Source organism: Chryseobacterium luteum (assembly GCF_000737785.1).
Lineage (GTDB): Bacteria > Bacteroidota > Bacteroidia > Flavobacteriales > Weeksellaceae > Chryseobacterium > Chryseobacterium luteum.
This window is the reverse complement of the sequence record NZ_JPRO01000001.1, coordinates 633544-659214: the sequence shown is the minus strand read 5'-3', so window position 1 is coordinate 659214 and position 25671 is coordinate 633544. Positions and strand designations below refer to the sequence as shown.

The window sequence follows — 25671 nt, the reverse complement described above, 5'->3', positions numbered from 1 at the left end:
TTTTGAGATATGATTTTTGACTGAGACGGTCAAAAAAAATAGCAAACGTCACCCAAAGAGTTTTGCAGCAAGACAGATCAAAGGTAAGCTGCTTACACTTCACAAAGTCCTCTATACTCTTTTGGGACAGAATATTATCTCACGTTTTAAAAAAGCGTAGATTATACAGACATAGTCTACCTTTAACATCGAAAGACTTCTATTATGAATATTTATAAGGATTACATCAAAGAGATTGAAGAAAGGAAAAACCAGGGGCTTCATCCAAAGCCGATTGACAGTGCTGAATTATTAAGCGAAATTATTGCACAAATTAAAGATTCAGGTAATGCAGACCGATCAGATTCTCTTAGATTTTTCATCTACAACACCTTGCCGGGAACAACAAGTGCAGCAAGTGCTAAAGCTAAGTTTTTAAAAGAGATCATCCTGGGCGAATCCATAGTAGAAGAAATATCACCGGCATTGGCCTTTGAGCTGTTATCTCACATGAAGGGAGGTCCTTCCATTGAAGTATTGCTTGATCTGGCTCTGGGTGATGACATTTCTATTGCCAGGGAAGCCGCAAACGTTCTTAAAACACAGGTTTTCCTTTACGACGCAGATACCAACCGTCTGAAGGAGGCATTCAACAGCGGTAATGAAATCGCAAAAGAAATCATTGAAAGCTATGCAAAAGCTGAATTCTTTACCCAACTTCCGGAAATAGCCGAAGAAATAAAAGTAGTGACATTTATCGCCGGCGAAGGTGATATCTCAACAGATTTACTTTCTCCCGGGAATCAGGCTCACTCCAGATCAGACCGTGAACTTCATGGTAAATGCATGATCACTCCTCAGGCACAGGAAGAAATAAAAGCTTTACAGGCACAACATCCTGATGCAAGTGTAATGCTGATCGCTGAAAAAGGTACGATGGGTGTAGGTTCATCAAGAATGTCCGGGGTAAATAACGTTGCTTTATGGACCGGTAAACAGGCAAGCCCATACATTCCATTCGTAAATATTGCACCAATCGTTGGAGGAACAAACGGTATTTCTCCAATTTTCCTTACTACAGTTGATGTAACAGGAGGTATCGGTATCGACCTTCAGAACTGGGTGAAAAAAGTAGACGAAAACGGAAATCCTGTTCGTAACGAGAATGGTGACATCGTTTTAGAAGAAGCTTATTCTGTAGCTACAGGAACGGTTTTAACGATCAATACTAAAGAAAAGAAATTATATAACGGAGATAAAGAATTGAAAGATATTTCAAAATCATTTACTCCTCAAAAATTAGAATTCATCAAAGCTGGTGGCTCTTATGCCATCGTATTTGGTAAAAAATTACAAACATTTGCTGCAAAACTTTTAGGAATTGAAACTCCCCTTGTTTTTGCTCCTTCCAAAGAAATTTCTATCGAAGGACAAGGCCTTACTGCAGTTGAAAAAATCTTCAACAGAAATGCCGTTGGTGTTACTGAAGGTAAATTATTACACGCCGGTTCTGACGTTCGTGTAGAAGTAAACATTGTTGGATCTCAGGATACGACAGGTTTGATGACGGCTCAGGAATTGGAATCTATGGCTGCGACTGTAATTTCACCGATCGTTGACGGTGCTTATCAGTCCGGATGTCACACTGCTTCTGTTTGGGATAAAAAAGCCAAGGCTAATATTCCAAAACTAATGAAATTCATGAACGAATTCGGCTTGATCACAGCCCGTGACCCGAAAGGTGAATACCACGCCATGACTGACGTAATTCACAAAGTTCTTAACGATATAACGATAGACGAGTGGGCGATCATCATTGGTGGTGACTCTCACACAAGAATGTCTAAAGGAGTTGCTTTCGGAGCAGACTCAGGAACTGTAGCACTGGCATTGGCTACGGGTGAAGCATCTATGCCAATCCCTGAATCTGTGAAGGTAACATTCAAAGGAGACATGAAAGAACACATGGATTTCCGTGATGTGGTTCATGCAACACAAGCTCAGATGCTGAAGCAGTTTGGCGGAGAAAACGTATTCCAGGGAAGAATCATTGAGGTTCATATCGGAACACTTCCTGCTGACCAGGCGTTTACATTTACAGACTGGACTGCAGAAATGAAAGCAAAAGCCTCGATCAATATTTCTGAGGACGAAACCCTGATTGAATCACTGGAAATTGCAAAAGGCAGAATCCAGATCATGATCGATAAAGGCATGGATAATCATAACCAGGTTCTTCAAGGATTGATAGATAAAGCAAATAAGAGAATTGAAGAGATCAGATCAGGTGAGAAACCTGCTTTAACTCCGGATGCGAATGCTAAATATTACGCTGAAGTTGTTGTTGACCTTGATATCATCGTAGAACCAATGATTGCAGATCCGGATGTAAACAATGATGATGTTTCTAAGCGATACACTCATGATACCATCAGAGCACTTTCTTTTTACGGAGGTGAGAAAAAGGTAGATCTTGGTTTTGTAGGATCATGTATGGTTCACAAGGGCGATCTTAAAATTGTTTCTCAAATGCTTAGAAATATCGAAAAACGACAAGGTAAGGTTGAATTTAATGCTCCTCTTGTAGTAGCAGCTCCAACGTACAATATCATTGATGAATTAAAAGCAGAAGGAGACTGGGAATTCCTGGAAAAATATTCTGGCTTCGAATTTGATGATAATGCTCCTAAAGGCGAAGCACGTGTTGAATACAAAAATATGATGTACCTTGAGCGTCCGGGATGTAACCTTTGTATGGGTAATCAGGAAAAGGCTGCTAAAGGAGACACAGTATTGGCAACTTCTACCCGCCTTTTCCAGGGAAGAGTGGTTGAAGATTCTGAACGTAAAAAAGGAGAATCTTTATTGGCTTCAACTCCGGTTGTTGTCCTTTCTGCCATCATTGGAAGAATTCCGAATATCGATGAATATAAAGCTGCAGTTGAAGGTATTGACCTGACAAAATTCGCTCCGCCAATTAAGGAGCTGGTTCAGGTTGGCCATTAATACCCAGTTATTATCGATAAATATAAATGTATAAACATTAATTTAACAGATATGACCTTTGATATTGATATGATTAAAAAGGTGTACGATCGTTACCCGGAAAGGATTGCTGCGGCAAGACAAATTGTGGGAAAACCTCTTACCCTTTCAGAAAAAATTCTTTATACCCACTTATGGGAAGGGAATGCGACGCAGGCACATGAGAGAGGAAACTCTTACGTAGATTTCGCCCCGGATAGAGTTGCCATGCAGGATGCAACTGCGCAGATGGCGCTTTTACAATTTATGCAGGCAGGAAAAGCCAAAGTGGCTGTTCCTTCAACAGCTCATGCCGATCACCTGATCCAGGCAAGAGTAGGTGCTGAATCAGATTTACAGGAAGGAATCAACAAAAACTCTGAGGTTTTCAACTTTCTGAGTTCTGTTTGTGATAAATATGGCATTGGTTTCTGGAAACCGGGAGCCGGGATCATTCACCAGGTTGTACTGGAGAATTATGCCTTCCCCGGAGGAATGATGATAGGAACAGACTCTCACACGGTAAATGCAGGAGGTTTAGGAATGGTGGCTATCGGTGTGGGTGGTGCTGATGCAGTAGATGTAATGGCAGGAATGGCATGGGAACTTAAAATGCCTAAACTTATCGGGGTAAAATTAACCGGTAAAATGAGCGGATGGACGTCTGCAAAAGACGTTATCCTGAAAGTAGCAGGAATCCTTACCGTAAAAGGCGGAACAGGATGCATCGTAGAATATTTCGGAGAAGGAGCAGAATCCCTTTCAGCAACAGGTAAAGGAACCATCTGTAACATGGGTGCTGAAATCGGAGCAACGACTTCAACTTTCGGATATGATGATTCTATGAGAAGATATCTGGCAGCAACAGGAAGACAGGATGTAGTAGATGCGGCCGACAAAATTGCAGAACACTTAACCGGTGATGCTGAAGTATATGCCAATCCGGAACAGTATTTCGATCAACTGATCGAAATCAACCTTTCTGAGCTTACGCCACACTTAAACGGACCTTTTACTCCGGACTTAGCTACACCTGTAGCCGAATTCAGAGCTAAAGCGGAAGCCAACGGATGGCCAATAGAAGTGGAATGGGCTCTTATCGGGTCTTGTACCAACTCTTCTTATGAAGACTTGTCAAGAGCGGCTTCCATCGTAGAAGATGCGGTAGCAAAAGGAGTTAAGCCAAAAGCAATCTTAGGGATCAACCCGGGTTCTGAGCAGGTGAAATTCACGGCAGAAAGAGACGGATTCTTAGATTCTTTCAGAAAATTTGAAAACGCAAGAATCTTTACCAACGCCTGTGGACCTTGTATCGGACAATGGGACAGAGAAGGGGCAGAAAAAGGAGAGAAAAACTCTATCATCCACTCTTTCAACAGAAACTTTGCCAAAAGAGCGGACGGTAACCCGAACACGCATGCATTCGTAGCATCTCCGGAAATGGTAGCTGCAGTAGCAATTTCAGGAAGATTGGACTTTAACCCGATTACAGATACTTTAACTGCCGAAAACGGTGAGCAGGTAAAACTGGATGAGCCTAAAGGTTCCGAATTACCGGCAAGAGGATTCGCAGTTGATGATAACGGATACCAGGCTCCATCTGAAGACGGATCTGCTGTTCAGGTAAATGTAAGCCCTACTTCGGACAGGCTTCAGTTATTGGAAGAGTTCCCGGCTTGGGACGGTAAAAACATTGAAGGAGCTAAAGTATTGATCAAAGCTTTCGGAAAATGTACTACCGACCACATTTCTATGGCGGGACCATGGTTGAAATACAGAGGTCACCTTGATAATATTTCAAACAATATGCTGATTGGAGCTGTCAATGCTTACAATATGGAAACCAACCGCGTTAAAAATGAATTAACGGGTGAATATGGTGAAGTTCCAGCTGTACAGAGAGCTTATAAGGCTGCAGGTGTTCCTACCATTGTTGTGGGAGATCAAAACTACGGTGAAGGATCTTCAAGAGAGCATGCAGCAATGGAGCCGAGACACCTTGGCGTAAAAGCCGTATTGGTAAAATCATTCGCGAGAATCCACGAAACCAATCTTAAAAAACAAGGAATGCTGGGAATCACTTTCGCTAATGAGGCTGATTATGACAAAATCCGGGAAGATGACACGGTTAACTTCGCAGATCTTGACCAATTCGCTCCAGGAAAGCAGTTGACTTTAGAATTCGTTCATGCTGACGGAACTAAAGATATCATTATGGCGAACCATACTTACAACGATCAGCAGATCGATTGGTTTAAGGCAGGTTCTGCCCTTAACCTGATTAAAAGACAGGAAAATTAATTGTTAGATTAATTTAATCATAGAAAGGCGGCTTCCAAGGAAGCCGCCTTTTATTTTATCTTATTCAGAAGACTGCTGCGGTAGCTTTCCCCAATCGGGATTTCCTGTTCTGAGAGTAAAACAATTCTTTTGATCCCTATATTTTTGGCTTTGTCCAGATTAACGATAAAGGATTTATGGACACGGACAAATCTTTCAGAAAGCTGATTTTCCAGGGATTTAAGCGTATCCAGGACAATATATTCCTCGTTCGCGGTTCTGATATTCACATAATCTTTGATACTTTCTATATAAAGAATATCGCCGAAGTTGATACGATGCTGCTGCCCGGATGATTTCACGAAAAAATAGGATTCCCCGCCATTTTCCGAAAAGGAAAAACGTTCCCGGGCCTTCACTGCGCTCTTATAAAACCGGTCAAAAGAAACGGGTTTCAGAAGATAATCTATAATATTGTGTTCGTATCCTTCCAGTGCATACTCGGAATAAGCTGTTGTCAGAATATATTTCTTCTTTTCACCGACGATCTTCATAAAATTAATTCCCGAGAGTTCAGGCATCTGGATATCCAGAAAAATCAGATCTGCCTCATGATTTTGAATATACTCCAGTGCCAGAATAGGATTTTCAGCTGAAAAAACCAGTTCTAAAAAAGGAATCTTACGGACATAATTTTCCAGCAGTGATATCGCCAGGGGTTCGTCGTCAACAATGATGCATTTAATCGTTCTCATAAGGGAAAATTATCCTCAAATCTACAATAAATTCAGATTCAAGGTCTTTTATATAAAGTTCATGTTTTTTAGGATACAAAATTTCCAGTCTCTTTTTCACATTCTCGATGCCGATTCCGGAAGCGGAATCCTTCATCTTGTGATTTTTAAAATTATGAAGATAAAAATGAAGAACCTTATTGTCATCCGACACTTTCAATACAAAACCTTTATCCCGGAAGTCGCCGTGTTTAAAAGCATTTTCTACAAATGGAACCAGCAGCATGGGTGAAATATTAATTTTAGGATGATTGATGTTTTTTTCAATAACCAACAGCTCCGGATTCTTGATTCTGAGTTTTTCAAGGCCAATCAGGCTTTCAATATACCCTATTTCCTTATCCAGGCTGATCACATCTTTTTCCAGATCCTTGGTACTGTATCTCAGCAGCTCGCTTAGTTTTTCAATGGCCGGAAGCGCCGCATCCGAATTCTGGTAGACCAGAGAATAGATATTATTTAAAGAATTAAAGATAAAATGGGGGTTAATCTGGGTTTTCAAGGCCTGAAGCTGGGCATACTTTCTTTCTTCGATCAGTACCGATTTTTCTTCTTCAACTTTCAGGTAATATTTAAAGAACCACAGGTTGGTACTCACGAAAACCGTTAAGCTCGAATAATAGATGTTGTCATAAAAATAGTACAGGAAAGTTGTTCCTTCCGCATAATTCCTAAAACCGGTCAGCGCAGGAAGCAATACTTCTTCTATCGAATATCTGAAAACCACGAATATAAATACTCCTACAAAGAAACCGATGATCATCAGGTAGAACCTATTAGGATTGAAAAAACGGGGTGCCACAAAAAAATAATTGACGTAAAAGCCCAGGAAATTAGCCAGGAAGATCGTGACATCTAAAATATCAAGACCACCTTTACTATAGATCATTCTTACAATGAGACCATTAAAAATGATCAGCAGCCAATAAAAAATATGCAGGAAGAGAACTTGTTTATGCTTCATGCCCAAATTTAAGGCTACAGAACATCAGATTCCTAAACATTTCCGACGAAACCCGTTTTTTTTCCGATGAAAATCTTTTGAACGGATTAATTCATTGTAAAATCTAAATGCCATTTCATAAAAACAAGTTTGAAGATACCTTTGGACCAAGATTTTAAACTATGAAACTGAAATATATTTTTATCGGCAGCTTATTATCAGCAGCGTTATCAGCACAAACTCAAAAAGACAGCATCCAGCATGTGGAGCAGATCAATATTCTGGTAAAGAAAAAACTTCTTGAAAGAAAAGCAGACCGTCTTATTTTTAATGTAGAAGCTTCGGTAGCTTCACAAGGTATGGACGCCACGGAAACCCTTGCCAATGTTCCTATGCTGAAAGTAGATGAAAATATGGGTGCTATTTCCATTACCGGAAAAAGTACGGTGAGCGTAATGATCAACGGCAGAATGCTGAATCTTTCAGGTAATGCCCTATTAAATTATCTGAAATCCATCCGTTCAGAAAATATTTCAAAAATAGAAGTGATCACTACACCACCGTCTAAATATGAAGCACAGGGAAACAGCGGTATCATCAATATTATTCTGAAGAAAAATCCGAATTTAGGTTTCAGCGGAAATATCAACTCCAGCCTGATCCAGCGGACGTATTCCGGAATCAGCTCAAGCGGTTCGCTTAATTATCAGACCGAAAAATTCAGCAGCAGCCTGAAACTGGCGTATTATGATTCAGCCAAGCGCACGGATGAAAACTATACCATCATCGGAGCTTCCCAAAACTACAGCAATTCGATAAGAAGAGATATGTGGAAAGAACTGACTCCAACTCTTAATCTTTCCTATAAAATCAGTAAAAACGCTGAAATTGGATTGGAATACATTTATGCCAATCAAAAATCCGGGATGAATATCGTCAATACAACAAAAAATATTGCTTCAGATCTTAAGGAAGAAAATCTTTTAACCAACACCTTTCACCGTGAAAAACTTCCTACGCATACTTTAAGCGCCTACTATGACCTGAAACTGGATACATTGGGAAAAAAACTGAGCATCGCAGCAAATTTCTATAAGAATAATTCTGATACCGAGGTTAATTTTTCGACGCTGAAATCTTCAGACAACTCTGTTCAGGACGTGAAAACCACTTCTTTAATTTCACCGCAGATCTTTTCCGTCCAGGCGGATCTGGAACTTCCATTCTCTTTCGGAACCATTGAAACCGGAATGAAATTCAATCAGTTTAAAAACAGTTCCGATATACAATATTTCAATCTGACTGCGGGGCAGTATGTTCCGGATCTTTTAAGAGCCAATATATTCCGGTACCAGGAAGAAAATTACGCAGGATACGTCAGTTTCGCCAAAACATTCGGGGAACACTGGGAAACCAAAGCAGGTATACGTTATGAAAACACCCACGCGCAAAGCTCTACCCCATCTTCCAATTCAGAAAATAAATATAATTACGGACAATGGTTTCCATCCGCTTATGTTTCATATAAGGAAGATAAGAATGTGTTCAGTTTATCCTATTCCAGAAGGATCAACCGCCCGAGCATGAGCAACCTCAATCCGTTCCGCTGGTATGAAAATCCGTATTCCTATTCTTCGGGGAATCCTTTATTAACACCGGCTTATATAAACAACCTGGAGCTAGGATATACGTTCAACAATAAATTCTCTGCCAGTGTTTATTATCTCAGAATGAAAAATGCATTCGGACAGATCTCTTATATTGATGGGCTTTCACAGACCAGCACATATCTTAATTATTACAACAATAATTCCTGGGGATTCAATGTCTCTTATACGGACACTTTTTTTAAATTCTGGGAAGCCAGCATCTCAGCGAATGCGTCCCTTCAGAATTCAACCGTATTTAATGTTGATGCCGAAACACAGAAAGGAAGTTCGTTCAGCTACTCTGTCAACAATACTTTTAGTTTAAATAAAAGCAAGACACTGGCCCTGTTCGTGAATTTCAGCCACAGCCTGCCTTACAGAAATGTGAATTCTTATTTCTATGCCTATCCGGAACTGACTTCAGGGTTAAAGCTTTCTCTTATGGAAAAGAAGCTTCAGATCAATGCAACGGTTATGAATATTTTTGCTCAGAGATACCGTGGCGACATGTATTTCACCGATAACGTACAGCATATGAATAACTACTGGGACGGCAGAAGTTTCCGTTTAAGCCTGAATTATACTTTTGGAAGCAGCAAAAAGAAAATCAGCAAGAAAAACATCAATTTCGAGGAAAAAGAAAGAGCGGAATAATCCGGTTGTAACAAAACTTATTTTTCTGCGTCTAACTGAGTAGTAGTAAAAAAGTATTATGAGAAAAACTATACTTACGTTATCTCTGTTAGGTTCTATTTTTACCTATTCACAGGAGAAGACCAGTAACAGTTCAGAGAAGGAAAAGCAGATTGAAGGCGTAGTTATCACCAAAACTAAAAAAGCCGTTGAACAGAAAGCAGACCGTACTATTTTTGATTTTTCTGAACAGCCACAGCTTAATAACGGGAATGTTCTGGAAGGAGTTAAAAAACTTCCGGGCCTTGTTTCTACGGATATCGCCGGAATGATGTACCAGGGCAAAATGCTTGAAGTATACCTTAACGGAAGACCTTTAAACATTACCACCAACGAACTGAATTCTTTCCTTGAAGGAATGCCCGCCAATTCTGTTGACAGAATCGAGGTAATCACTCAGCCGGGCGCAGAATTTCCCGCCACTTCAGGAGGTGCGATCATGAATATCATTACGAATAAGAATGCCAATAAATATTTAACAGCAACTTATTCGGGAAATTATTCTTTCACGAATTATGATCAATACAGAAGCAGAACTACCAACTCATTAAACTTAAATGCCAGAAATAAATATTTCGGATGGCAGCTGAATATAGGCCAAAACTATCGTGAAAGCATGCTGAATGGTCAGCAGGACGAATTATTATCTACCAATACAGACAGGATTGGACGTGGGTATTTTGCTAAATCGGGACTGACTTTTGATCTTGGGCAGGACAGATTATTGGCCAACTACGATATTTACCATAACAATAATGACAATTACACATGGAGTGACGGTCATGGAGATTTACCTTTTGAAAAAAATACGGAAGACTTACGAGAGGCTTTTTATAACTCTTCAGATGTTGCCCATACCAATAATTTGAGACAGGAAGCCGTTCTGACTTATCAAAAACGTTTTGCTGATAAATCTCAAAAGCTGGATTTTCAATTTGGATACACCAGATCAGACAGTAAATTTGCTCAGGACAACTTTTCCCAGAATGGTTATTTTGTATTTGACCCCACAAAAAAAATAAGCAGTAACGGGCAAAAAGATGTTTTAAATAACAAGTCTGTAATGAATGTCGCCAACTTCAAAATAGATTATTCCCAACCGATCAAACTTCTGGACGGCGGAAAAGTAAGTTTTGGAGGATTGTATGAAAAGCAGGATTACGATACCGAAAGTTTTGGAATCACAAACCTTGATTACCAAAGGCAGACTGCTTCGACTTATCTGGAATTTCAGGCTAAACTGAAGAAATTTGATTTCACTTTGGGCGCGCGGGCTGAAAATTATGATATTTCCGGTATTACACGGTTTTTTGATAAAAAAGGAGATCTGACTGAGGCTAACCTAATCCCTTTTAATAAGTTTAAATTATTTCCAAATGCAAGTGTGCAGTACAGCGTGATGAATCAGGTATATGTTGCTGCCAATTATAACAAAAAAATCAGCTTACCAAGTATTTCCGCTTTGAACCCTAATAACGTAACATTCTCGGGTCCAAGCACAGAAGTAACCGGAAACCCTAATCTACAGCCTACCATTTTCGACAATTATGAGATAAAAGTCTCTGCTTTTGATTATGCATTTATCGGCTACAGTGTAAGCTCGGCCAATAACCAGGTGGCTCAGATTATAAGAAAAGACGGAAGAAAGCTATTTAATGAACAGGTGAATATTTCAAACATGAAAATTCACAACTTTAATATCGGGCTTCCTATTCCGTTTATGATTTTCAGCAAGCCAATGAGCGAGATCATGAAGTTCAATTTCAATCCTGATAAAATCAACTTCATGTATTTGTACGCAGGGTATCAAAAACATGAAATTGACAATCTGAACAATAAAGGATTCTGGATTTTTAATATCATGACGCAATTGATATTACCAAAAGACATTAAATTAACCGCCAATTACAGTTATTTAACTCCAAAAGCAGGGTATTTCTATTTTACGGCAGAAAAACCTTTCAACAATTCATTCGATCTTACTTTGACGAAAAAATTCATGGATAATCGTTTGACTGTTTCTGTTTTTGCGAATGACATTTTCAACGGACAGGTGATGCAGGTAAGATCTAATCCGCCTGAAGGACAGGCTGTAATGATCAAAAGCAAATATGACACAAGAAACTTCGGAATTTCTCTAAACTACAAAATTCCGACAAGAAATAAACTGGCGAAGGAAGATCCAAATATCCTGAACCAGACTAAAAAAGAGGAGACGGGCGTAATGCAAACTCCTTAGTAATTTATCTGTATAAAATGAGGCCGTAAAGAAATTTTACGGCCTCATTTATTTAAAAAACAATATCATTTAAAAATCTATGGTCTGGAACCTCCAGTTCAGGGCATCAATGATGGTAAACTGATCAGTATGTACAGGAAGTCCGGTGATCATCTTTAAAACCTGCATCGCCATCATGCTTCCTGCAATGCCCGGCAGTGCACCCAGAACTCCGAGACTGTCGCAGTCGGGGACATCTTCATCAAAGGGTGGCTCAGGAAAGAGATCCCTGAGATTTTTACCGCCTTTATAATTGAAAACCGCAACCTGTCCTGAAAAGCCCAAAATGCTTCCGTAGACTAAAGGCTTGTTCAGTTTCACACAGGTGTCGTTGATGAGATATCTGGATGTAAAATTATCCGAGCCGTCCACAATGATATCATACTGTGAAAGGATTTTTTCTGCGTTCGATCCATCAACTTTAATTTCAATTCCAATAAATTTTACCTGATGATTAAGATTTTTCACAAACTCTTCTGCACTTTTGACCTTTGAAGCTCCGACCGTATTTTCGGTGTGAATGGTCTGGCGGTTCAGGTTGTGAAGTTCTACCTCATCAAAATCTGCCACGCCCAAAGTTCCGGTTCCGGCTGCTGCAAGGTACTGAATAACGGGACTTCCCAAACCTCCTGCCCCAACGACAAGCACTTTGGACAACATGATTTTTTTTTGTCCTTCCAAGCCTATTTCTTCTATAAATATCTGCCGGCTGTACCGTGCAAAAATATCTTTACTTTTCATGCATAATTGTTTTGAACCATTAAGATTTAAGGTGAGCTGAACTTTAAGATGTAAAAATCTATTTGATTTTTCTTAATTAAACTTAATTACTTCAATGCTCTTAATGGTTTAAAATTCTTTAAAATCCGCTGTATGCAGAATCCCAATCTTTCATAACCGGATCGTAGCCTGCTTTTCTGATGCTGTTTTTCACTTCTTCCATGCTGCGTTCGTCACTGGTTTCAAACTGTTCCAGGGATTCAACGTCTACAGCATAGCCACCCGGATTTGTTTTTGAAGCGGCACTCATTGCTGTAGCCCCGAGTGATATGATATTGTCCCTGAATCTTTCGCTTTCCCTGGTGGATATTGAGATTTCCAGATCTTCATTCCATATTCTGTAGGCGCAGATCAATTGGAGCAGGTGTTTATCTTCCATGATGAAATTGGGTTCAATGATGCCTTCTGCCGGCCTGAGCCTCGGAAACGAAACGGAAAAACGGCTTTTCCAATACTTTTTCTGAAGATAATCAATGTGGAGAGCATTAAAGAAACTGTCTACCCGCCAGTCTTCAAGCCCGAGCAATACACCGAGCCCCATTTTATGGATGCCTGCCCTTCCTATTCTGTCGGGGGTGTCCAGACGGAAATGGAAGTTTGATTTTTTTCCTTTGGGATGATACTCTTTATAAACCTCCTGATGATAGGTTTCCTGATAAACCAAAACGGAATGAACACCTTCGTGATGCAGCTGCAGGTATTCTTCTTCGGATAAGGGCTGTACTTCAATCGAGATATTAGCAAAATGAGGTTTCAGCAGGCGGACTGCATTCAGAAAATAAGAGATTCCCACTGCTTTATTGGCTTCACCACTCACCAAAAGTATATGACTGACTCCCATAGATTTCAGAACGGAGGCTTCTACCATCAGTTCCGTATCGGAAAGGGTTTTCCTCCTTACGTTATTATCATGACTGAAACCACAGTAGGTGCAGATATTCTGGCATTCATTGCTGAGGTACATGGGTGCATACAGCTGGATTGTTTTCCCGAAACGTTTCTGGGTAAGCTGGCGGGTCATTTTTGCCATTAGCTCCAATTCTTCAGCCGCAGCGGGAGAAAGCAGGTTCAGAAAGTCATCCGGGGTTTTATGCTTCTTCTGAAGGCTGTTCAGAACGTCGGAACGGGTAATTTTTTCAAGCCTGATTTTTACCTCATCCCAATGATAGCGTTCAAAAACATCTTTAAAGCTGTTCATTATTTTCTGCTTTATGATTCAAATAAAAAAGAGGTTAAGGGGCTTGATGCCTCGGCATGATCAGTGACTGTACCCAAACCTGATTCAAAGGCTCTTCTTCCGGAAATAACGCCTTCTTTAAAGGCCAAAGCCATATTGACGGGGTTTCTTGCCACAGCAATTGCGGTATTGACAAGAACGGCATCCGCTCCCATTTCCATTGCTTTTGCGGCATCAGAAGGTGCCCCGATTCCGGCATCTACAACCACCGGAACATTGCTCTGGCTGATGATGATCTCAAGAAAATCTACTGTTCTCAGCCCTTTATTCGTCCCAATAGGAGCACCCAAAGGCATTACTACCGCTGTTCCGGCGTCTTCCAGACGTTTGCACAGAACAGGATCTGCATGAATGTACGGCATTACGATAAAACCAAGCTTAGCAAGCTCTTCCGTGGCATACAGGGTTTCAATGGGATCAGGGAGGAGATATTTCGGGTCCGGATGGATCTCTAATTTCACCCAGTTGGTTTCCAGAGCTTCTCTTGCCAGCTGGGCTGCCAGTACGGCTTCTTTTGCCGTTCTGGCTCCTGAGGTATTGGGCAGAAGATGAACATTGGTTTCTTTTAATGAATCCAGCAATCCGTCTTCTGCGGCCCCGGAATCTATTCTTTTCAGTGCCATGGTGACCATGTCTGTACCTGAAGCGATTACAGATGCTGCCATTTCATGCAGATTTCCGAATTTTCCGGTTCCAAGAAACAGCCTTGAATTAAATATTCTGTCTGCTATTATTAATTTCTGATTATTCATATCATTGCTTTTTTAAATTCACTGATAATGGACGGACGGCTGGTGATCTGTCCTGACACTGCAACTCCATATATTCCGATCTGCTGCAATAGTCCTATATCCTCCAGCATAACGCCTCCGATCGCAAAAATCTTCGGAATGGTGGTTGATTTTTCTTTTAAATTATTGATGATGTTCCGGTAGCCTGCAAATCCTAAAACCGGGCTGAGTTTTTCTTTAGTGGCTGTAAATCTCAAAGGACCAAGACCAATATAATCACATTGCTCATCTATTCTTTTGATCACATCCGACAAGGTATTGGCCGTACCTCCAATCATTTTATTATTGCCTAAAATCTCTCTGGCACTATCAATTGACAGGTCATCCAAGCCGAGATGAACGCCATCAGAATCAATTTCTTTTGCGATCTGAACATGATCGTTGATGATACAAACCGCCTGATACTCTGAGCAGAGTTTTTTTGAAACTACACAGAGTTCATTTAATTCTTTCTGGGAAGCATTTTTCCAGCGAACCTGAACCCATTGTATACCATTGTCCAAGGCAGTACGGATATTCTGTTCCTGTTCCTGCCTCGTCTGTCCCTGTGATATGTATTGTAATTTTTCCATTATTAAACCTGAATGATGTATAATTTCGCTTTTTCTGTTTATATCTGAGACAAAAGGTATTTTTGCCGGCATTTTTTAAATGCAATTAACGGCTGATCATTCTCCCAAACAGCTCCCAGAAGTGCGGCTCCGTCTGCTCCGTTTTCAAATACCCTGTTGATATTGTTTTCATTAATTCCTCCCAGAGCAATCAATTTTACGTCCGGATTGTTTCTCTGTTTCATTTCCTCCATTACAGTTGACTCTTCACCATACCCTTTTTTGGAAATACTCGGAAAAACAGGACTTATAAATGTATATTCCCATTCTTTTCCCAATGCATTATAGGTTTCAATAGTATGAACGGACGTTGAAAGAACACCTTGTTCTGCATGAGATTTATAGATTCCGGTATTCCGGTCGTCTTCCCTGAAATGAAACCTGAAAATATCATGATCCTTCCCTAAATCATAATATCCGTGCAATACCAGTTGAGGATAAAAATTCTCATCAATACGGGACAGGAAAAGGGCTATCTCTTCCCGGTTTAACATAGGTTTTCTTATGTGAAGCAGATCCAGCCCTTCCTGAAACATCTGATTGATAATCTCCGTCTCATTACGAACTATTGTTTCAGGGGTGACAACAAGGATCATATATAAATTTCTTTTCCTTTTTCAATAAATTCCTGCGATTTATCCAACATCCCTTTTTCCGCAGAATCGCGGATCTCCTGGGTAATTTTCATGGAACAGAATTTTGGTCCGCACATGGAACAGAAATGCGCTATTTTAGCACCTTCTGCCGGCAGGGTTTCGTCATGGTAAGCTCTTGCTGTATCGGGATCTAATGAAAGGTTGAACTGATCTTCCCATCTGAATTCAAATCTGGCTTTGCTTAATGCATTGTCTCTGTATTGGGCACCCGGATGACCTTTTGCCAAATCTGCAGCATGGGCAGCTAATTTGTAAGTAATCACTCCAACTTTTACATCTTCTTTGTTTGGAAGACCCAAATGTTCTTTCGGGGTTACATAACACAGCATCGCACATCCGAACCAGCCGATCATAGCCGCTCCGATTCCTGAAGTAATATGGTCGTAGCCCGGTGCAATATCTGTAGTCAAAGGTCCTAAAGTATAAAACGGAGCTTCGTGGCATTCTTCCAGTTGCTTATCCATATTTTCTTTGATCATATGCATCGGTACATGGCCTGGCCCTTCGACCATCACCTGTACGTTGTGCTTCCATGCTATTTTAGTCAGCTCGCCTAAAGTTTCAAGTTCTGCAAACTGGGCATCATCATTGGCATCTGCAATAGACCCCGGACGAAGCCCGTCTCCCAGTGAGAAGGCCACATCGTATTTCTTCATGATCTCGCAGATCTCTTCAAAGTGGGTGTATAAAAAGTTTTCTTTATGGTGATAAAGACACCATTTTGCCATGATGGAACCTCCTCTTGAAACAATTCCTGTTACTCTTTTAGCGGTAAGATGAATGTATCTTAATAAAACTCCGGCATGTATAGTAAAGTAAGATACTCCCTGCTCTGCCTGCTCGATTAAAGTATCCTTAAAAACTTCCCAGGTAAGGTCTTCAGGAACTCCTTTTACTTTTTCCAGAGCCTGATAAATGGGAACCGTACCAATAGGAACCGGGCTGTTTCTGATGATCCACTCTCTTGTTTCATGGATGTTTTTACCTGTGGAAAGATCCATGATGGTATCTGCTCCCCAACGGCAAGCCCAGACTGCCTTTTCCACTTCTTCTTCAATGCTCGAAGAAACGGCACTGTTTCCTATATTGGCATTGATTTTAACCAGGAAATTACGCCCGATAATCATTGGTTCACTTTCCGGGTGATTGATATTATTCGGGATGATTGCTCTTCCTGCGGCAATTTCATCTCTTACAAACTCCGGGCTGATCTTACCTTTAGGAGTATTGGCCCCGAAGCTGTTTCCGGGATGCTGAAATGCCATTTCTTTCGGCACTGTTTCCAGCTGCCCGATCCGTTGATTTTCCCTGATCGCCACATATTCCATTTCAGGAGTAATGATTCCCTGTTTTGCATAATAAAGCTGGGTAAGTTCAAATCCTTCTTTGGCTACCTTAGGTTTGTGATCGTACGCGAAACGCAGCTCATTAAGACGTGGATCTGCAAGGCGGGCCTTTCCATATTCTGAAGTGATCCCGTTCAGGATATCCACATCTTTCCTGTCCAGTATCCACTGTTCCCTGATTCTTGGGAGCCCTTTCATGATATCAATGGATGCATTTTCGTCCGTATAAGGTCCCGAGGTATCATAAATAGTGACTGGAGGATTATCTTCCATAGTCCCGTTGCTAAGCTTTGTGGGGCTAAGGTAAATTTCACGCATTGCTACGCTGACAGGATGTATTTTTCCTTCAACATAAATTTTCCTGGCGTTCGGAAATGGCGAACAGGTGATTGAATGAGCCATAAGTTTGTGTATTATTAAATGAGAGTTATCCGCCCTGAGTGGCAGTAATGATTAACACTGAGTCTTTGTCTTTAAGGATTGTTTCTGCCCAAGCGGACAGCGGAATAATACGGTTATTGAGAGCTACGGCTATCCCTTTTTTCTTTCCGGGTATTTCCATAGCCATCAGCGCTTCCAGATTGTCGGGAAGTACTTCAAATGTTTTCGTTGTGTGGTTGATTGTAAGTTCCATTCCTAATTATTTAAAATATACTTTAGGAATGGCTGTTATTGTACAATAGAAATGTACAGCAAAAGTCATTTACTTTTCCCTACGCTGGTATAATCCAGATCAGGTTCAAAGGGTAAAGTCTCAGTCCGTATATCTACAGACACCCCTAAAGTTGTGACGAAGGTAGGTATTTTTTCAGAAGAGACAAAATTGATTTGTTTAAAATGAAAAGGCCATCTCAATATTGAAATGGCCTCATATTATTTTTAAAAGCTTCTGTATTTAAATTTCTGACCGAAAAATAAAGATTGAATCAAGTCATTTTACTCTTCACAAGCTCTCCAGATCGCATCATTCTGCGGTACGGTTGCTACAATTTCTATTTTTTCTTTGGTGACCGGATGAATGAACTCCAGTTTTCTTGCATGAAGATTAATTCCGCCGTCAGGATTCGAACGTGGTGCTCCATATTTCAGATCTCCTTTGATCGGAACTCCGGTTTTCCACAACTGGGCACGGATCTGGTGGTGTCTTCCGGTTTCCAGATCAATTTCAAGAAGTATGTAATTATCTAATGTCTTAATAACATGATAGGTCAAAATTGCTTCTTTTGCCCCTTCAGTTTCTTTTGGAAAGACAATCGCTTTATTGTTCTTTTCATTCTTTTTTAAGTAATGAACAAGCCTCTGGCTCTGCGGGATCATTTCTTTTCCCACAACTGCCCAATAGGTTTTTTTGACCTCCCTGTTTTTTACCATCTGGGTAAGACGGGAAAGTGCTTTGGAAGTTTTGGCATAAATGACCAGACCCGATGTTGGGCGGTCTATACGGTGGACCAGGCCGAGAAAGACATTTCCCGGCTTATTATCCCTTTTTTTTATAAAATTTTTAATGGACTCCAGTAAAGATTCATCACCGGTTTTATCGCCCTGAACAAGCTGTCCTACTTTTTTGTTAACGACCAAAAGATGGTTGTCTTCATATACAATCTGCTCTTCCATACATTACGAACGCCCTGGTCTGTTGGTAAAAGAAAGAATAATTCCTCCAAGAAGACCTATTGTTTTAAGCATTGAAAGTTTAGAGTCTGCCGGCATAAATGCTCCGATTACACAAATCGCCGCTGCTGCATACATCCCATACATAAAGTTTTTATTGGTAAGTGTAGGTGCCTGAACGAAGAAACTAGCTCCTATCAATACATAAAAAACTTTTCTGGACAGAAGCTCGTTGATCTCCGGAGAGAATAAGTTAAACCATCCTACCGCCATGCATATAATTGCTGCGATTGATAAGATTCCCTGAAGAGATTGTTGTTGGTTCATCATCAATTAGTAGCTTTCATTTTCATTAGGAAACTCAACACTTTTCACATCTTTCACGTACTGGGCAACTGCTCCGGTAATTTCCGTGTACAGATCAAGGTATCTTCTTAAAAACTTCGGGCTGAAACCTTTGTTCATTCCAACCATGTCGTGGTATACAAGAACCTGTCCGTCACAGTCTGCTCCGGCTCCAATTCCGATGGTCGGAATCGTAATACTTTCTGATACTTTTTTGGCTAAATCGGCAGGAATTTTTTCTAAAACGATTGAGAAACATCCCAATTCTTCTAAAAGCTGTGCATCACTGATCAGTTTTTCAGCTTCCGCCTCTTCTTTAGCTCTTACTTTATAGGTTCCGAATTTGTAGATAGACTGTGGCGTCAATCCCAGATGTCCCATTACAGGAATTCCGGCATTGATGATTTTTTTAATAGATTTTGATATTTCTTTTCCACCTTCTATTTTTACGGCATGAGCCCCTCCTTCCTTCATCATTCTTACTGCAGACTCCAATGCTTTTTCGGGATTACTCTGGTAGGTTCCGAATGGAAGATCGGCTACCACAAGAGCTCTGTCAACTCCACGAACAACACTTTGCGCATGATAAATCATCTGATCCAGGGTGATCGGCAAGGTCGTTTCAAAACCAGCCATCACGTTGGCTGCCGAATCTCCTATCAAAATAGCATCCACACCTCCGGCATCCACCATTTTTGCAGTGGTAAAATCGTAGGCAGTCAGCATTGTTATTTTTTCCTTGTCGAATTTCATTTTCCGCAAGGTTTCAGTCGTAACTTTTTTAATTTCAGAGTGAACAGACATAATGTATCTATTTTTTAAAAGTTAAAAAGTCGGCTTTCGCCGACTTAAGTTTTTGTATGATTGTTATAAAACTACGTGACCTAGTTTCATCAGTTTGTCGTGGTTCAGAATTTTGATGTTTCTTCCGTCTACTTCTATGAGACTGTCCTGTTTGAATTCAGAAATCAAACGGATGGCGCTTTCTGTGGCAGTCCCGATAATGTTGGCAATTTCTTCTCTGGTGAGCGAAATTTTAATGAACCCTTCAGGATCTACTCCTAATTTCTGCTCCAGAAGAATCAGGATTTCTGCAAGTCTCTCTCTTACCGTTTTCTGTGCAAGGAAGGTAATGGTATTGGATGATTCTCCCAGTTCGTAAGAAATTTTCTGAAGCATTGCAAAGGAAAGCTTCGGATCTACCTCCAGAAGATACATAAAAACATCTGCCGGAAGAAAAATACACTCAATGTCTGTCATAGCCTCAGCTTTTGCCTGGAAATTTTCCCCGCAAAGTAATGAACGATAGCCGATAATATCCCCCTCTTTGATAAATCTTAAGATCTGGTCTTTTCCAAAAGCTCCGGACTTGGAAAGCTTGGCAGCCCCTTTTTCTAAAACGTATACTCCTTTTGGTGTTTCCCCGTCCTCGAAAATGGTATCATGCTTCTGAAAACTTAATTTTTTCTTGCTGTTTATATATTTTTCAAAATCAATGCTAGAAAGTCTTTCCTTAAATGATTTATCATTAAAAACTCTGGCGAACCTCTCTTCAATTACAATCTGTTGTTCCTGCGACATTTTATATGACATTTATCACAAAAATAGAACTTTTTAACTCGATAAACAAAAAAATTTGTTATAATTTTGTAGTTCAATATTTTATGGTGGTGAACGAGAACTGTTTTCATTGTGGTCAAGGTATAGAAAAGGAGCGAATTTTATTTGATGAAAAGACTTTCTGCTGCAACGGGTGCAAGTCCGTCTACGAAATTCTGAATCTCAATGATTTAACTAATTTCTACGAACTCAATAAAAGGGCTGGTATCCGTCCCAATGATGAGAACTCTACCCAGTTCGATTATCTTGACACTCCGGAGATCTTCGAAAAAGTGACTGACTTCTCAGAAGGAAGCACCAGTCTTGTCACTTTTAAAATTCCTGTAATTCACTGTTCTTCATGTATCTGGCTATTGGAAAGCCTTCACACCCTGAATGAGCACATCAATTATTCGCAGGTCAATTTTACCAGAAAGACCTTACAGATTTCATTCAATCATAACGATCTAAAATTAAGCGAACTAGCTAATTTCTTAACCAATCTTGGCTACAAGCCCGTTATTAGCCTCGAAACTGCCGATAAAAATGTAGATCACCTCGACAAATCTCTCCTTATAAAATTTGCGATTGCAGGTTTTGCATTCGGAAACGGAATGTTCCTTGCTTTTCCTGAATATGTAGGCGGCGAGGATTATTGGATGGAGCATTACAAAGGACTTTTCAGAACACTGATGTTCCTTTTGGCCTGTCCGGTTGTATTTTATTCCGCTTCGGATTATTATAAATCTGCCTGGTATGGATTAAAAAACAGGATCGTCAATATTGATGTCCCGATTGTTCTTGGGATTTTCGTTCTTTTCGGACGAAGTATCTATGAGGTTGTTACTAATTATGGACCGGGATATTTTGACACCCTATGCGGACTGCTGTTCTTTATGCTTATGGGGAAAATTTTCCAGAAAAGAACTTACAGCGCGCTGTCATACGACAGAGATTACAAATCATTCTACCCTATTGCCGTTACCAAAGTAGATTTTGAAGGAAAGCAGGACAACATTCTTCTTTCTGAAATCAAAGTGGGAGACAGGATTCTGGTAAGAAACCAGGAGATCATTCCGGTAGACGCTATTCTCATTAATGGGGAAGGAAATATAGACAACAGTTTTATCACCGGAGAAAGTGAAAGCATCAGCAAACAGCCCGGGGATAAGATATTTGCAGGAGGAAAGCAGATTGGTTCTTCCCTGGAGCTGGAAGTAATCAAAGATGTTGACCAGAGTTATCTGACACAGCTTTGGAATAAGGAAGCTTTCAAAAAGCATGAAACAGGACTTGATACGTTAACCAATAACGTCAGCAAATATTTCACATTCATCATTTTAGGCATCGCAGTGATCTCCGGAATTTACTGGTCTTTCATTGATCTGAACACTATGTTTCAGGTTGTTTCAGCCATTCTTATCATTGCATGTCCCTGTGCGCTGGCGTTATCTGCCCCGTTTACTTTCGGGCACATCATGAGAATCTTAGGGCGTAATAAGTTTTACGTAAAAGATACCTTGACGATTGAAAAGATTGCAAAACTTGACACTCTTGTTTTTGATAAGACAGGAACCATTACCCACAGAAAAAAATCAAACATCAGATATGACGGCTCTGAAATCAATGAATTTGACAGCCTGAATATCAAAACTTTATTAAAGAATTCCAACCACCCGCTTTCTAAATCTCTGTATGAATTTATCGAGGTAAATGACGACTATTTCACTGTTGAAAATTTCAAGGAAATCTCCGGAAAAGGATATGAAGCCAGCGTAAGAGGAAGTGTTTATAAAATAGGTTCTGCCCGTTACAATAATCAGGAACCTAAAAATCTTGAAACCGCCGTCTACATAAGTAAAAATGGTGAATTCTTAGGCAAATTTATTTTTAAGAATGAATACCGTCCGAAATTAAAAGAACTGTTTACCAAGCTTACCAGCTACAAAATATTCATCCTGAGCGGCGATAACTCTTCTGAAGAAAACCAGCTTAAACAACTGATCCCGAACCACCAGGGAATGGCGTTCAACCAGAGCCCGGAAGATAAGCTCAACTACATCAAAAATCTTCAGGATCAGAATATGAAAGTAGCTATGCTGGGAGATGGACTGAATGATGCAGGAGCCCTTAAACAGAGTAATGTAGGAATCGCTATTGCCGATGACACCAACAGCTTCACTCCTTCCTCCGATGTCATCATGAATGGGGATAAAGTAGTTATGCTAGACAAGTACCTGAATGTGTGCAAAGGATCAATTACTATTGTAAAAATGACATTCATAATCAGTTTTCTCTACAATATTGTTGGTTTAAGTTACGCAGTTACAGGACATATGCATCCGCTTTTTGCAGCAATCATCATGCCAATCAGTTCCATTACAGTGGTTACATTCACTACTCTTTCCACCTGGATTTTGGGTCGGAAATATTTCAAAAAACAGGCTTAGAAGCCCTTATTTAGACTGATTTTAAATTAGCTGAAATCCGCATTTCGTGATGAATGTCATTATTTTTCACTAAATTTGAACCCCGAAAATAGGTTAATTTTGTTGTCCAATGGATATTCTATATTTAATGATCCTCTGCAGTGTTTCTTTGGCTGCGATTTTCTTGGTCGTATTTATAGTGTATGCCCGAAAAGGACAGTTTGAAGACGATGAATCTCCGGCTGTCAGAATCCTTTTTGATAGTGGAGAAATCAAGGAAAAGGAAGAAGGCAACAAAGATAAAGACGAGAAAAAAATAGGAGAGAATAATAAAATTGAAGAAAAAAGTGAATAGTTGATATGGAAACACAAAAGTTTAGTTATGACAACAGTATTGTCCGTGCGTTCCTTTATGCGACCTTGGTTTTCGGTCTTATAGGATTTACGTTCGGGCTTACGGCGGCATTAATGCTTTTTTACCCTGAATTACCGGAATTTATATTCGGTACTGATGACACGACCATCAAGAGTCTTGCATCAGGCAATATTCAAGGGTTAATAAACACCCATGGTGCATTTGGTTTTGGTAGAATCAGAATGCTTCATACCAATACCGTAATCTGGGCATTTGTATGTAATATCGTTTATACCGGTATTTATTACTCATTACAGAGATTATTAAAAACAAGAATGTACAGTGATACATTATCCTGGTTACATTTCTGGACTTGGCAGTTTATGATCGTTGCTACATTCATTACGTTCTTTATGGGGATCAATACTTCAAAAGAATATGCTGAACACGAGTGGCCGATCGACATATTGATTGCGTTCTCATGGATCATTTTCGGGGCCAACATGTTCCTGACGATTGCAAAAAGAAGAGTGAGACACCTTTATGTAGCCATCTGGTTCTATATCGGTACCTGGATTGCCGTAGCAATGCTTCACATCTTCAACAACCTTGAGGTTCCTTTATCTTTCGCAGGCTGGAAATCTTATTCGGCATATGCGGGGGTAAAAGACGCTATTGTACAGTGGTGGTACGGCCACAATGCGGTTGCATTCGTACTGACGACTCCGGTTCTTGGTTTGATGTATTACTTCCTTCCGAAGGCAGCAGACAGACCGGTTTTCTCTTATAAACTGTCTATTATTCACTTCTGGTCATTAATTTTCGTGTATATCTGGGCTGGTCCTCACCACCTTCAGTATACAGCTCTTCCTGCATGGGCGCAGGCTGTGGGAACTGGTTTCTCTATCATGCTTATCGCACCGTCTTGGGGAGGAATGCTAAACGGACTTCTTACGCTGAGAGGAGCCTGGGATAAAGTAAGGGAAAACCCTATCCTTAAGTTCTTCGTAGTAGCAGTTACATGTTACGGTATGGCAACATTTGAAGGTCCGCTTTTAGCCACTAAAAATATCAACAAAATTGGTCACTTTACAGACTGGGTTATCGGTCACGTACATTTAGGAGCTCTTGGATGGAATGGTTTCATGGCATTCGGAGTTATCTACTACCTGGTACCCATTATGTGGAGAACAAAAATTTGGTCTGTAAAATTAGCTAACTGGCATTTCTGGTTAGGGACATTAGGAATTATTTTCTATGCAGTACCCATGTATATTTCAGGATTTACACAAGGTTTGATGTGGAAACAGTTCAATCCGGACGGTACTTTGATGTACAAAAACTGGCTGGATACGGTAACTGCTATCATCCCTTATTTCAAGATGAGATTCGTGGGAGGTCTATTCTATATTTCAGGAGCTATCCTGATGATCGTTAACGTAATTGCTACGGTAAGAAAAGGTTCATTCCAGAAAGAAGTTCCTGCAGAAGCACCTGCTTTGGCTAACATCGGAAACAAACGTAAAGAAGGTGAAGGTACTCACTTATGGCTTGAAAGAATGCCGGTATTATTAGGTATTTTATCTTTTATCACTATTTCCATCGGTAGTTCGGTTGAAATTATCCCTACCCTGTCTTTAAAGAAAAGTGTACCGACAATATCAGCAGTAAAACCTTATTCACCGCTTGAACTGGAAGGTAGAGACCTTTATATCCGTGAAGGATGTAATGCCTGCCACTCCCAGATGATCAGACCGTTCAGGGATGAGATCACAAGATTCAACGGTAAGAACGGACAGTATTCCAAAGCGGGAGAATTTATATACGACAGACCATTCCTATGGGGCTCTAAGAGAACAGGACCGGATTTACATAGAGAAGGAGGTAAAAACCCAAGTTCATGGCATTACAAGCACATGTACAACCCAAGATCTACCTCTGCAGGTTCTATCATGCCTCGTTACCCTTGGTTAATTGCCACCAACCTGGACAGATCCAAGATGGTAGACAAAATGAGACTGATGAAGAATGTATTTGACGTTCCTTATACGAAAGCTGAAATAGATTCTGCCAACAAATGGGCAGACAACCAGGCAACGAAAATCGTAAAAGATATCTTCTCTGAAGCCAATGACCTTAAGGTAGCGTATGCTAAGAGACCTCAGGGAGAACTGGAGAAAAAAGAAATTGTAGCTCTTATCTCTTATCTTCAGAGATTGGGTACAGATATCAAGACCACAGAAATAAAAACAGCAAGTACTAACTAAACAT

General features: G+C 40.3%; 20 protein-coding genes and 1 riboswitch. Of the genes, 7 read left to right on the top strand and 13 right to left on the bottom strand.

What is annotated here, in order from left to right; genetic code table 11:
- Window positions 1-204: 204 nt before the first annotated feature.
- Window positions 205-2985: a bifunctional aconitate hydratase 2/2-methylisocitrate dehydratase gene (locus IX38_RS03060; RefSeq protein ID WP_034701400.1), complete on the top strand. Its 2781-nt coding sequence runs from the start codon at window positions 205-207 to the stop codon at window positions 2983-2985.
- A gap of 51 nt (window positions 2986-3036) precedes the next feature.
- Window positions 3037-5304 carry an aconitate hydratase gene (locus IX38_RS03055; protein ID WP_034701398.1) on the top strand — a complete coding sequence of 756 codons (2268 nt, stop codon included), beginning with the start codon at window positions 3037-3039 and terminating at the stop codon, window positions 5302-5304.
- A 50-nt stretch (window positions 5305-5354) separates the two neighbouring features.
- On the opposite strand, the gene IX38_RS03050 is transcribed toward IX38_RS03055, so the two are convergent.
- Window positions 5355-6038, bottom strand: a complete 684-nt coding sequence (locus tag IX38_RS03050; RefSeq protein ID WP_034701395.1) for a LytR/AlgR family response regulator transcription factor — start codon at window positions 6036-6038, stop codon at window positions 5355-5357.
- On the bottom strand, window positions 6025-7041 hold the full coding sequence (locus IX38_RS03045) for a sensor histidine kinase (RefSeq protein WP_034701394.1): 1017 nt from the start codon (window positions 7039-7041) through the stop codon (window positions 6025-6027). Before IX38_RS03045 ends, IX38_RS03050 begins: the two co-directional genes overlap by 14 nt.
- Before the next feature lie 161 nt (window positions 7042-7202).
- On the opposite strand from IX38_RS03045, the gene IX38_RS03040 reads away from it, so the two are divergent.
- Together IX38_RS03040 and IX38_RS03035 are read left to right on the top strand one after the other, a co-directional pair.
- Window positions 7203-9323: an outer membrane beta-barrel family protein gene (locus tag IX38_RS03040; RefSeq protein ID WP_034701392.1), complete on the top strand. Its 2121-nt coding sequence runs from the start codon at window positions 7203-7205 to the stop codon at window positions 9321-9323.
- Window positions 9324-9381: 58 nt separating this feature from the next.
- Window positions 9382-11601 (top strand): outer membrane beta-barrel family protein, encoded by a 2220-nt coding sequence (locus IX38_RS03035; RefSeq protein WP_034701391.1) that lies wholly within the window; start codon window positions 9382-9384, stop codon window positions 11599-11601.
- A gap of 69 nt (window positions 11602-11670) precedes the next feature.
- Here the strand turns inward: IX38_RS03035 and IX38_RS03030 are convergent, their stop codons facing one another.
- The 11 genes from IX38_RS03030 to IX38_RS02980 form a co-directional block, all read right to left on the bottom strand.
- Window positions 11671-12381: a HesA/MoeB/ThiF family protein gene (locus IX38_RS03030; RefSeq protein ID WP_034701390.1), complete on the bottom strand. Its 711-nt coding sequence runs from the start codon at window positions 12379-12381 to the stop codon at window positions 11671-11673.
- A 118-nt stretch (window positions 12382-12499) separates the two neighbouring features.
- Window positions 12500-13618, bottom strand: a complete 1119-nt coding sequence (gene thiH / locus IX38_RS03025; RefSeq protein ID WP_034701389.1) for a 2-iminoacetate synthase ThiH — start codon at window positions 13616-13618, stop codon at window positions 12500-12502.
- 11 nt (window positions 13619-13629) lie between these two features.
- Entirely contained in the window at window positions 13630-14409 is a 780-nt protein-coding gene (locus IX38_RS03020; RefSeq protein WP_034701388.1) for a thiazole synthase, read from the bottom strand.
- On the bottom strand, window positions 14406-15020 hold the full coding sequence (locus IX38_RS03015) for a thiamine phosphate synthase (RefSeq protein ID WP_084680178.1): 615 nt from the start codon (window positions 15018-15020) through the stop codon (window positions 14406-14408). Before IX38_RS03015 ends, IX38_RS03020 begins: the two co-directional genes overlap by 4 nt.
- Before the next feature lie 38 nt (window positions 15021-15058).
- Window positions 15059-15655 (bottom strand): thiamine phosphate synthase, encoded by a 597-nt coding sequence (locus tag IX38_RS03010; RefSeq protein ID WP_034701386.1) that lies wholly within the window; start codon window positions 15653-15655, stop codon window positions 15059-15061.
- Window positions 15652-17463, bottom strand: coding sequence for a phosphomethylpyrimidine synthase ThiC (gene thiC, locus IX38_RS03005; protein WP_034701385.1), 1812 nt, complete (start codon window positions 17461-17463; stop codon window positions 15652-15654). The genes IX38_RS03010 and thiC overlap by 4 nt, the downstream gene beginning before the upstream one ends.
- Before the next feature lie 25 nt (window positions 17464-17488).
- Window positions 17489-17695 (bottom strand): sulfur carrier protein ThiS, encoded by a 207-nt coding sequence (thiS, locus tag IX38_RS03000; RefSeq protein ID WP_034701383.1) that lies wholly within the window; start codon window positions 17693-17695, stop codon window positions 17489-17491.
- A gap of 59 nt (window positions 17696-17754) precedes the next feature.
- Window positions 17755-17852, bottom strand: a riboswitch (TPP riboswitch).
- 145 nt (window positions 17853-17997) lie between these two features.
- A complete protein-coding gene (locus tag IX38_RS02995; RefSeq protein ID WP_034701381.1) occupies window positions 17998-18675 on the bottom strand; it encodes an RluA family pseudouridine synthase in 678 nt (225 codons plus the stop codon).
- A 3-nt stretch (window positions 18676-18678) separates the two neighbouring features.
- Window positions 18679-19002, bottom strand: coding sequence for a hypothetical protein (locus tag IX38_RS02990; protein ID WP_034701378.1), 324 nt, complete (start codon window positions 19000-19002; stop codon window positions 18679-18681).
- 3 nt (window positions 19003-19005) lie between these two features.
- Complete coding sequence (gene panB, locus IX38_RS02985; protein WP_034701375.1) at window positions 19006-19821, bottom strand: 3-methyl-2-oxobutanoate hydroxymethyltransferase; 816 nt, start codon at window positions 19819-19821, stop codon at window positions 19006-19008.
- Between the two features lie 63 nt (window positions 19822-19884).
- Window positions 19885-20598: a Crp/Fnr family transcriptional regulator gene (locus tag IX38_RS02980; protein ID WP_034701373.1), complete on the bottom strand. Its 714-nt coding sequence runs from the start codon at window positions 20596-20598 to the stop codon at window positions 19885-19887.
- Between the two features lie 89 nt (window positions 20599-20687).
- Between IX38_RS02980 and IX38_RS02975 the strand changes: the two genes are divergently transcribed.
- The 3 genes from IX38_RS02975 to ccoN all read left to right on the top strand — a co-directional run bounded on the left by IX38_RS02975 (window position 20688) and on the right by ccoN (window position 25667).
- Entirely contained in the window at window positions 20688-23066 is a 2379-nt protein-coding gene (locus IX38_RS02975; RefSeq protein WP_034701738.1) for a heavy metal translocating P-type ATPase, read from the top strand.
- Between the two features lie 109 nt (window positions 23067-23175).
- Window positions 23176-23400, top strand: a complete 225-nt coding sequence (ccoS, locus tag IX38_RS02970; RefSeq protein WP_034701371.1) for a cbb3-type cytochrome oxidase assembly protein CcoS — start codon at window positions 23176-23178, stop codon at window positions 23398-23400.
- Window positions 23401-23405: 5 nt separating this feature from the next.
- Entirely contained in the window at window positions 23406-25667 is a 2262-nt protein-coding gene (gene ccoN, locus IX38_RS02965) for a cytochrome-c oxidase, cbb3-type subunit I (protein ID WP_034701370.1), read from the top strand.
- Window positions 25668-25671 lie beyond the last annotated feature (4 nt).

Bases quoted from the DNA above. Each gene is read 5' to 3' on its own strand.
- thiS (WP_034701383.1), bottom strand. From the start codon at position 17,695: ATGGAACTTACAATCAACCACACAACGAAAACATTTGAAGTACTTCCC.
- IX38_RS02980 (WP_034701373.1), bottom strand. From the start codon at position 20,598: ATGTCGCAGGAACAACAGATTGTAATTGAAGAGAGGTTCGCCAGAGTT.
- IX38_RS03035 (WP_034701391.1), top strand. From the start codon at position 9,382: ATGAGAAAAACTATACTTACGTTATCTCTGTTAGGTTCTATTTTTACC.
- IX38_RS03030 (WP_034701390.1), bottom strand. From the start codon at position 12,381: ATGAAAAGTAAAGATATTTTTGCACGGTACAGCCGGCAGATATTTATA.
- ccoN (WP_034701370.1), top strand. From the start codon at position 23,406: ATGGAAACACAAAAGTTTAGTTATGACAACAGTATTGTCCGTGCGTTC.
- thiH (WP_034701389.1), bottom strand. From the start codon at position 13,618: ATGAACAGCTTTAAAGATGTTTTTGAACGCTATCATTGGGATGAGGTA.
- IX38_RS03050 (WP_034701395.1), bottom strand. From the start codon at position 6,038: ATGAGAACGATTAAATGCATCATTGTTGACGACGAACCCCTGGCGATA.
- IX38_RS03015 (WP_084680178.1), bottom strand. From the start codon at position 15,020: ATGGAAAAATTACAATACATATCACAGGGACAGACGAGGCAGGAACAG.
- thiC (WP_034701385.1), bottom strand. From the start codon at position 17,463: ATGGCTCATTCAATCACCTGTTCGCCATTTCCGAACGCCAGGAAAATT.
- IX38_RS03045 (WP_034701394.1), bottom strand. From the start codon at position 7,041: ATGAAGCATAAACAAGTTCTCTTCCTGCATATTTTTTATTGGCTGCTG.
- IX38_RS03060 (WP_034701400.1), top strand. From the start codon at position 205: ATGAATATTTATAAGGATTACATCAAAGAGATTGAAGAAAGGAAAAAC.
- IX38_RS03020 (WP_034701388.1), bottom strand. From the start codon at position 14,409: ATGAATAATCAGAAATTAATAATAGCAGACAGAATATTTAATTCAAGG.
- ccoS (WP_034701371.1), top strand. From the start codon at position 23,176: ATGGATATTCTATATTTAATGATCCTCTGCAGTGTTTCTTTGGCTGCG.
- IX38_RS02990 (WP_034701378.1), bottom strand. From the start codon at position 19,002: ATGATGAACCAACAACAATCTCTTCAGGGAATCTTATCAATCGCAGCA.
- IX38_RS03055 (WP_034701398.1), top strand. From the start codon at position 3,037: ATGACCTTTGATATTGATATGATTAAAAAGGTGTACGATCGTTACCCG.
- IX38_RS03010 (WP_034701386.1), bottom strand. From the start codon at position 15,655: ATGATCCTTGTTGTCACCCCTGAAACAATAGTTCGTAATGAGACGGAG.
- IX38_RS03040 (WP_034701392.1), top strand. From the start codon at position 7,203: ATGAAACTGAAATATATTTTTATCGGCAGCTTATTATCAGCAGCGTTA.
- IX38_RS02995 (WP_034701381.1), bottom strand. From the start codon at position 18,675: ATGGAAGAGCAGATTGTATATGAAGACAACCATCTTTTGGTCGTTAAC.
- panB (WP_034701375.1), bottom strand. From the start codon at position 19,821: ATGTCTGTTCACTCTGAAATTAAAAAAGTTACGACTGAAACCTTGCGG.